This window comes from Citrobacter sp. (genome assembly GCF_050252275.1).
GTDB classification, from domain to species: domain Bacteria; phylum Pseudomonadota; class Gammaproteobacteria; order Enterobacterales; family Enterobacteriaceae; genus Citrobacter_A; species Citrobacter_A amalonaticus.
Window position 1 is genome coordinate 1 of sequence record NZ_JBFWLF010000192.1, and the last position, 8941, is coordinate 8941.

Annotated in this window: 7 protein-coding genes and 2 pseudogenes; 3 read left to right on the plus strand and 6 right to left on the minus strand. The window is 55.2% G+C overall.

Features of this window, described 5'->3' with window-relative positions; genetic code table 11:
- Positions 1-271 (plus strand): annotated as a pseudogene (locus tag AB7E14_RS15770) (DUF2955 domain-containing protein); the annotation flags it as partial.
- A gap of 68 nt (positions 272-339) precedes the next feature.
- On the opposite strand, the gene yjiA reads toward AB7E14_RS15770, so the two are convergent.
- The 3 genes from yjiA to btsT all read right to left on the minus strand — a co-directional run bounded on the left by yjiA (position 340) and on the right by btsT (position 3773).
- Complete coding sequence (gene yjiA, locus AB7E14_RS15775; RefSeq protein WP_216082114.1) at positions 340-1299, minus strand: GTPase; 960 nt, start codon at positions 1297-1299, stop codon at positions 340-342.
- Between the two features lie 12 nt (positions 1300-1311).
- The gene (locus AB7E14_RS15780) at positions 1312-1515 is read right to left on the minus strand and encodes a YbdD/YjiX family protein (protein ID WP_024130742.1); all 204 of its coding nucleotides are present in this window, start codon (positions 1513-1515) and stop codon (positions 1312-1314) included.
- 107 nt (positions 1516-1622) lie between these two features.
- Positions 1623-3773 carry a pyruvate/proton symporter BtsT gene (gene btsT / locus AB7E14_RS15785; protein ID WP_042321961.1) on the minus strand — a complete coding sequence of 717 codons (2151 nt, stop codon included), beginning with the start codon at positions 3771-3773 and terminating at the stop codon, positions 1623-1625.
- A 296-nt stretch (positions 3774-4069) separates the two neighbouring features.
- Between btsT and AB7E14_RS15790 the strand changes: the two genes are divergently transcribed.
- Both AB7E14_RS15790 and tsr read left to right on the plus strand, forming a co-directional pair.
- Positions 4070-5077 carry an Ldh family oxidoreductase gene (locus AB7E14_RS15790; RefSeq protein ID WP_316962084.1) on the plus strand — a complete coding sequence of 336 codons (1008 nt, stop codon included), beginning with the start codon at positions 4070-4072 and terminating at the stop codon, positions 5075-5077.
- Between the two features lie 165 nt (positions 5078-5242).
- A complete protein-coding gene (tsr, locus tag AB7E14_RS15795; RefSeq protein ID WP_042999311.1) occupies positions 5243-6907 on the plus strand; it encodes a methyl-accepting chemotaxis protein in 1665 nt (554 codons plus the stop codon).
- Here tsr and AB7E14_RS15800 read toward each other — a convergent pair.
- From AB7E14_RS15800 to AB7E14_RS15810, 3 genes and pseudogenes are all read right to left on the minus strand, one after another.
- Positions 6904-7419, minus strand: a complete 516-nt coding sequence (locus AB7E14_RS15800) for a GNAT family N-acetyltransferase (protein ID WP_316962083.1) — start codon at positions 7417-7419, stop codon at positions 6904-6906. The two genes, tsr and AB7E14_RS15800, sit on opposite strands and share 4 nt — an antisense overlap.
- A gap of 98 nt (positions 7420-7517) precedes the next feature.
- Positions 7518-8789 carry a TRAP transporter large permease gene (locus AB7E14_RS15805; protein WP_044253891.1) on the minus strand — a complete coding sequence of 424 codons (1272 nt, stop codon included), beginning with the start codon at positions 8787-8789 and terminating at the stop codon, positions 7518-7520.
- Positions 8786-8941: pseudogene (locus AB7E14_RS15810) on the minus strand (TRAP transporter small permease); the annotation flags it as partial. The gene AB7E14_RS15805 and the pseudogene AB7E14_RS15810, both read right to left, overlap by 4 nt.

Consider the following 8941-nt stretch of genomic DNA (forward strand, 5'->3'; position numbering starts at 1 on the left):
GCTGTTAATGATGCCACTGATCGGTCTCGGATTGGCCTTTAGTGCCCGCCTGCACGTGATGGAAAAAGTGGGTGCAGGCGTGGGGTTCGCCAGCATCACCACCATCGGCATTATGTTCGGCCAGAACCTGCACCCGAACAGCGACCTGGTGTTCAGCGATTTGTACCGCATCACCTCAGTCACCGTCGCGCTGCTGGCAACGCTGACGATGGTCTTTCTGGTCCACCGAATACTGAACTGCTTTGCGGCGACGCGATTTGTGGTGGAGTGAGTGTCGGATGGCTGCGGCCCGGGGAAGAACCGTAGGCCCGATAAGCGTAGCGCCATCGGGCACGGGAATCACGACTTCTTCAGCCCCGCAAAGGCGGCTCTGATGTCGTCTTCCGGCAACTGAATGCCGATAAACACCAGTGTGCTGTGCGGTTGTTCATCGCCCCACGGGCGGTCCCAGTCGGCGCTGTACAGGCGTTGCACCCCCTGGAACAGCAGACGGTTCGGTTCGCCTTCAATCCACAGCATACCTTTGTAACGCAGCAGTTTTTCGGCGGATTCCAGCAGCAGGTTTTCCATCACGCGGGAAACGTCGCCGATATCCACCGGATAATCCAGTTCCACCACAATGGAAGAGATATCGTTCTGCTTGTCGGCGATAAAGTGAAAGCGCGGTTTGGCGCTGACGACGTTCTCTTCCAGCATAAAGCCATTGGTGTCGAACAGCAGGGAGAGATCGATATCACCGTGTGTCACGGTATACACTGGCGCACGGGCGTTGATGCGCGCTAAGCGTTCACGCAGCTTTTCGCTTTCGCCTGCCACGTCGGTTTTGGTCAGCAGGATGCGATCGGCATAGCCGACCTGCGACTGGGCGATGGTGAACTGGTTCATTTGATCGTCGGCATGGACCGCATCAACCAGCGCAATCACGCCGTCCAGCAGATAGCGCTGGCAAATCACGTCGTGGGAGAAAAAGGTTTGAATAATCGGGCCGGGGTCGGCCATGCCGGTGCACTCGATCACCAGACGATCAAAATAGATGGCGCCCTTATCGAGGTTATCAAGCAGGTCTAACAGCGCGTCTTCCAGCTCGTTGGAGCGCGTACAGCAAATACAGCCGTTGGTCAGGGTTTTGATCTGCGTGGCGCGATCGCCAATTAGCTGATCGTCCACGGACACTTCGCCGAATTCGTTTTCGATAACGGCAATCTTGTAACCATGTTCTTCGTTGAGGATGTGGCGTAGCAGGGTGGTTTTACCTGCGCCAAGAAAACCGGTGAGTAGGGTGACTGCAATCGGGGTCATTCACTTCTCCTTCTAACAGCAGCGCATGCCGCCTTTACCGTCGCCGCCGTAGCGCGCCTGCTGGCGCTCGCGGAAGAATTCTTCATAGCTCATGTACGGCTTGTCCGGATGGTTGGTTTGCATATGCTCGACATAGTTGTCGTAGTCTGGAATACCAATCAACATCTTTGCCGCCTGGCCGAGATATTTTTTTGCCTGACCTAAGTTACCAAACATTGTGCCGCCTCGTGAATGATTAAAGCCGGATGGCGGCTTTCGCCTTATCCGGCCTACGCTTACAGCATTCTGTAGGCCGGGTACGCGAAGCGTTACCCGGCATCAGCTTAGTGATGTGAAGAGGTCTTCACGCCGCCTTCAGGAATTGGAACGTACGGTGTTTCTTTATCGGTACGCTTGTCGACGTTGCGCACATTCATCCAGGTTTTGAAACCATAGAAGATGATGCTGTACACCACCACCAGGAACAGAATACTCAGGCCGGCGTTGGTGTAGTTGTTCACAACGATGTGATTCATGTTAGCAATCTGCTGTGCGGTCAGTTCGCCGCCGTTGGCAATCTTCTCTTTGTACTGGTTAGCCATGTAGAAGAAGCCTTCCATCTGCGGGTTGGAGCTGAACAGTTTCAGGCCCAGCGCCCAGGTGGTGCAGATCAGCAGCCATACTGCCGGGATAACGGTCACCCAGATGTATTTGGTGCGCTGCATTTTAATCAGTACCACGGTACCCAGAACCAGCGCCACGGCTGCCAGCATCTGGTTAGAGATACCGAACAGAGGCCACAGGCTCTTCACGCCGCCCAGCGGATCGACCACGCCCTGATACAGCAGGTAACCCCACAGACCCACGCAGCCCGCCGTACCGATGATACCGGCAACCAGAGAGTCGGTCTTCTTCAGGAACGGAACGAAGTTACCCAGCAGGTCTTGCAACATAAAGCGACCAGAACGGGTACCGGCATCCAGCGCGGTCAGGATAAACAGCGCTTCAAACAGAATACCGAAGTGGTACCAGAAGCCCATGTCCGCCATCGGCAACACTTTGTGGAACACGTGCGCGATACCTACCGCCAGCGTCGGTGCGCCACCAGCACGGTTCAGAACGGACGGTTCGCCGATGTCTTTCGCCGTTTGCAGGATCTGCTCTGGCGAAATCACGAAGCCCCAGGAACTGACGGTTGCCGCCGCATGCGCGGTCACGTCTTTCAGCTGTGCCATAATCAGCGGCGCGTTCTCACCCCCCATTTCATGCAGGTTCGGCATCGTAATGCCCAGGCCTGCCGGCGGGGTGTTCATCGCAAAGTAGAGACCCGGTTCGATAATGGAAGCCGCAACCAGCGCCATAATCGCCACGAAGGATTCCATCAGCATCGCGCCGTAACCGATGAAGCGGGCGTCTGTTTCACAGGCCAGCAGTTTCGGCGTGGTACCGGAAGAAATCAGCGCGTGGAAGCCAGAGACCGCACCACAGGCGATGGTAATGAACAGGAACGGGAACAGCGCACCTTTCCACAGCGGACCGGTACCATCGATGTACTGCGTCATGGCCGGCATTTTCAGCTCTGGGTTGAGGATCACGATACCCAGCGCCAGGCCGACGATCACGCCGATTTTCAGGAAGGTGGCCAGATAGTCGCGTGGAGCGAGGATCAGCCATACTGGCAGCAGTGCAGAAACGAACGCATAGCCGATCAGTGCAAAGGTAATGGTGGTGTCTTTAAAGGTCAGCGCCGGGCCCCAGTACGGGTCGTGAGCAATCACGCCGCCGAAGTAAATAGACGCAACCAGCAGAACAATACCAATCACCGACACTTCACCCACACGCCCCGGACGCAGGAAGCGCATGTAAATACCCATGAACAGCGCGATAGGTACGGTGGAGCAAACGGTGAAGACCCCCCACGGGCTTTCGGCAAGCGCTTTTACGACGATCAGCGCCAGTACCGCGAGGATGATGATCATAATTAAGAAGCAGCCAAAGAGCGCAATGGTCCCCGGCACGGAGCCCATCTCTTCTTTAATCATCTCGCCAAGTGACGCGCCGTTACGGCGAGAAGAGATAAACAGCACCATGAAGTCCTGGACCGCACCCGCCAGCACCACACCCGCCAACAGCCACAGGGTACCAGGCAGGTAACCCATCTGCGCTGCCAGAACCGGACCGACCAGCGGACCAGCGCCCGCGATTGCGGCAAAGTGGTGTCCGAACAGGACATAGCGGTTGGTCGGAACGTAGTTCAGGCCATCGTTATTGATGACCGCAGGAGTAGAACGGGTAGGGTCGAGCTTCATCACCTTCTGGGCGATGTACAGGCTGTAGTAGCGGTAAGCCACCAGATATACCGACACGGAAGCGACCACGATCCACAGGGCGCTGACGTGTTCACCCCGGCGTAAGGCGACAACCGAGAGGCAGAATGCCCCGATGATCCCGAGGATCACCCAGGGTATGTGCTTGAATATCTTTTTCGTATCCATAGTAAAACCTGGTTTTATAAGATGAATAATTGGCCGAAGCCGTTTGGTTTGGGTTGCGTTTGAAGAGGTAATTTGACTGCTATGTTGGTGACGATCTTGCCAGAGAGTCGCGCGTGTAAAGTAAGGTAAATAAGTGAGCGGTCAAATGGTGAGTTAAGCGGTCAGAAGTGTCAGTAAGCGGTAAAGAGGATCGCTGGCCAGCGAATATTATGTGACTGAGATCACAAAGAAAAATCCGCCAACGAAGGGTGAATACCGACTACGCTTATTGCCGACAACATCATAAGGAGAACAACATGGAAACAGTAAACCTCACTTTATCTGAGGCTTACACGCTGGCGCGTGAGGTGCTGAGCAGCAACGGCTTTAGCGCGGAGCATGCGGATGCTATCGCACGCAATGTGACGGCGGGCGAGCGCGACGGCTGCGCGTCTCACGGGTTATGGCGCGTGCTGGGGATCGTCGAGACCCTGCGTAAAGGAAAAGTCTCCGCTGATGCCCGTCCGCAGATTTTCGATCAGGCGCCCGCTATCGTCAAAGCAGATGCTGGCGGCGCGTTCTCGCTGGTGGCTTATGAACAGGCACTGCCGTTGCTCATCAGTAAAGCCAGCGCATGCGGAATTGCGGCGCTGGCGATCAACCGCTGCGTTCACTTTTCCGCATTATTTGCAGATATTGAACCTCTGACGGACGCCGGACTGGTGGGCTACGCCTGTACGCCAAGTCACGCCTGGGTCGCACCGTCAGGCGGTACGCGTCCGCTGTTTGGCACTAATCCCATCGCGTTTGGCTGGCCGCGCAAAGGCAAACCGCCTTACATTTTTGATATGGCGACCAGCGCGGCGGCGCGCGGCGAGATCCAGTTGCATCTGCGAGCTGGAAAAGCGATTCCGGAAGGGTGGGGTATCGACAGCGAAGGGCGGCCGTCAACCGATCCGCAGGCGGTATTAAATGGCGCGATGCTGACCTTTGGCGGACACAAGGGCTCGGCGTTTGCGGCAATGGTTGAACTGCTGGCAGGGCCGCTCATCGGTGATATGACCAGTGCGGAATCGCTGGCCTGGGATGAGGGGGCCGGCGGTCTGCCATACGGCGGCGAGCTGATTCTGGCACTTGACCCGTCCCGGTTCCTCGGGGATGAGGCGCATCATCATCTGGATCGCGCCGAAACCCTGTTTGCCGCAATACAAGAGCAAGGCGCACGCTTACCAGGAGAAAGACGCTTCAGTTCGCGTGAGAAATCGTTGCTGGAAGGGGTGACGATTACCCGTTCCCTGTTTGAGGACATTTCCGCACTGAGATAAGGCAGAACGGGCGAGGCATCCTCGCCTGATTCCCGTTCGGGTAGAGGGTAATCGCATTTTTTGCCAGTTAATTGAACAAATTTCCTGTGATACCCCTCGCAATTGCATAAAGTTTTCTCGTTCCAGGCCGACAACCAGAGTATCTGTCTAGCGGAAAGAGAAAACATGTTAAAACGTATCAAGATTGTGACCAGCTTATTGCTGGTTCTGGCTTTATTTGGCCTTTTACAACTCACTTCGGGCGGTTTGTTCTTTAACGCATTGAAAAATGACAAAGAGAATTTCACCGTTCTGCAAACTATTCGCCAGCAGCAGTCTACGCTGAACGGCAGTTGGGTGGCTCTGCTGCAAACGCGTAACACCCTTAACCGTGCGGGTATCCGCTACATGATGGATCAGAACAATATCGGCAGCGGCGCGACCGTTGCGGAGCTGATGCAGATTGCCAGCGCCTCTTTGAAACAGGCGGAGAAAAACTGGGCGGACTATGAAGCGTTACCGCGTGACCCACGTCAAAGCGAAGCGGCATCGGCGGAAATTAAACGCAATTACGATATCTATCACAACGCGTTAGCCGAACTGATCCAGTTGCTGGGGGCCGGGAAAATCAACGAGTTTTTCGATCAGCCAACCCAGGGGTATCAGGATGGTTTTGAGAAGCAGTATGTGAACTACTTGCAACAGAACGACCGTCTGTATGACCTGGCGGTAGAGGACAACAACAGCTCTTACAGCCAGGCGATGTGGGTTCTGGGCAGCGTGTTGTTAGCGGTGCTGGTGGTCATTATTGCCGTCTGGTTTGGCATCAAACTGTCGCTGATCGCGCCAATGAACCGCCTGATCGCGAGCATTCGTCACATTGCCAGCGGCGATCTGGTGAAGCGGATTGATGTAGAAGGCACCAATGAAATGGGCCAACTGGCGGAAAGCCTGCGCCACATGCAGGGTGAACTGGTGCGTACCGTGGGCGATGTGCGTAACGGCGCGAACGCCATTTACAGCGGCGCCAGCGAAATCGCGATGGGTAACAACGATCTCTCTTCCCGTACCGAGCAGCAGGCGGCCTCTCTGGAAGAGACGGCGGCGAGCATGGAAGAGTTGACGGCGACCGTTAAGCAGAACGCCGAAAACGCCCGTCAGGCCAGCCATCTGGCGCTGAGCGCGTCCGAAACGGCGCAAAAAGGCGGGAAAGTGGTGGATAACGTGGTGCAAACCATGCGCGATATCGCCTCCAGTTCGCAGAAAATTGCTGACATTATCAGCGTGATCGACGGCATTGCCTTTCAGACCAACATTCTGGCGCTGAACGCAGCGGTAGAAGCGGCACGTGCAGGTGAACAGGGACGCGGCTTTGCGGTGGTTGCCGGTGAAGTACGTAACCTCGCGCAGCGCAGTGCGCAGGCAGCGCGCGAGATCAAGAGCCTGATTGAAGACTCCGTGAGCCGTGTTGACGTCGGTTCTACGCTGGTAGAAAGCGCCGGTGAAACCATGGATGAGATTGTGAATGCGGTAACCCGCGTGACCGACATCATGGGCGAAATCGCGTCGGCTTCCGATGAGCAAAGCCGTGGGATTGACCAGGTCGGTCTGGCCGTGGCGGAAATGGATCGCGTAACTCAGCAGAACGCCTCGCTGGTGGAAGAGTCAGCCGCCGCCGCTGCGGCGCTGGAAGAGCAGGCCAGCCGTCTGACGCAGGCCGTCGCCGTGTTTCGTATCCAGCAGGAACAGCAGCGTGCGCGTGACGTTGCCAGCGTGAAGTCCGTTTCCACAACGGTTCAACCGCGTAAAGCCGCTGTAGCGGAAACCGGGGATAACTGGGAAACGTTTTAATTAAGCATCAGGCGCATGGCACAACGCGATTCAAACGGGATGCCATGCGCCGTTTCTTCCTCTCGCTTCTGGCGTAATGCCGCCGGCAACGCGTTCTCTTCCAGTATTTCAAATCCCAGATGTTGATACAGCGGTGCGTTCCAGGCGACATGGCGAAACGTGGTGAGCGTCAGGGAGGTAAAGCCCTGCTCACATGCCCATTGCGCGACGGTGTTGATTAACTGGCGGCCAATGCCTTTACCTTGCCACGCCAGATGCAGCGAAAATTCGGCAATATACAGCGACGTCTCCATCGCTTCGCCCAGCAGAAATCCAACGGGCCGATCGTCAACCAGCGCCAGCCAGCTCAATCCTTTAGCGGCATATTCACGGTGCAGTTCCGCACTGACAATGTGATCGTCCGCGATCCATGCCAGCGCTGGCACCGTTAAAAAACGCTGTCCTGCTGAGCGTTCAATCGCAGGCAGAACGGCAGTGTCTGCCAGTGTAGTGGGGCGAACCGTAATGTGCATAACGATACCGGGAATAAGGTGACAATGAGGGCAGTATAACGCGCTGTCCGGTCACAGGGAAAAGTCCCCGCGAGCGGGGACACTATGGGGTTAACAGGTTAGACGAGAAATAACGAAATAGCCGGTATGTAGGTCACCAACATCAGCATGAGTAACAAGGTACCCAGTAACGGTAGAGACTGGCGGAAAAACTGACCGACGGAAACCTGCGTAATATTGCAGACCAGTAACATGACGGTGCCAACCGGCGGCGTGAAGGCGCCAATAGAAAGGTTGAAAATCATGATGATACCGAAGTGTACCGGGTCGATTCCAAAATGCGCCACGACAGGTTTAAGCAAGGGAACCAGAATCAGCAGAATGGCATTCCCTTCAAGAAACATCCCCAGTGTTAGCAAAAGAATATTGATAATTAACAGGAATATGTATTTGTTTTCTGTCAGCGTCGTGACAAAGTTCGCCACCGCGACGCCAGCATGTTCCATTGAGAAGATCCAACCGAGCGCGGCACTTGCCATGATGACTAACATGACCGATGCCGTTGCCCGTGCCGTTTCTCCCAGCGCTTTCACGACATGGCCGAGAGTCATTTGACGATAAATGAAGAAACCGATAATCAACACGATGAGCACCGCTGCCGCACCGGCTTCTGTTGGGGTGAAGATATTGGCGCGAATCCCCCCGACGACGGCAAAAATCAAAAACAGAGCGGGCCATGCCTGCCCAAGCGAGAAGAGCGCTTCCTTACCGGTAGGCCAGGTGTCGCGTGAGGGCTTAGCGTTGGTTTTACGGGCAACCAGATAAACTGTAAACATTAACAACACCGCACAGAGCAGACCCGGAATCAGACCAGCCATGAACATTTTCCCGATGGAGACGTCTGCCACCAGCCCATAAATAATCAGGGCAATTCCCGGTGGGATAATTGGGGTGACAAGCGATCCCCCGGCGGTGATCGCCGCTGCAAAGGCGCGGTTGTAGCCTTTACGCTCCATCTCGGGGACCATCATGCGTGACAGCATCGCAGCGTCGGCCAGGTTTGAGGCGCTGACCCCTCCCATCATGGTACTGACCAGAATATTAGCGACACCGAGTCCGCCCCGCATTTTACCGACCAGAATATTCGCCACCTGCAGGATACGTTCTGCAATACCGGTATAACTCATCAGCGTACCCAACAGGATAAAGAAGGGTATTGCCAGCAGGGATGGGCTTTGGGTGGGCGCAATCAAACGCTGAACCGCAATTTCAATCGGAACCGTGGAAAAGAAGAGGAAATAGGCAATAATGCCGATAAACATTGCCAGATAAACACGAATATTCAGAAATAAGCACACGATCATTAGTGGAATAATTAATAACCAGCTCATTGTTTTTCCTCACCGACATCGGCCTGTTTAACGTCATTAATTAACCAGTAGAGCGTGTACGCTGCCGTTGCCAGGGTACCGACCGGAACGGCGACATCAATCCAGAACCAGGACACTTTTAAGATTTGCGTGACCTTGTACTGCGCCATTTC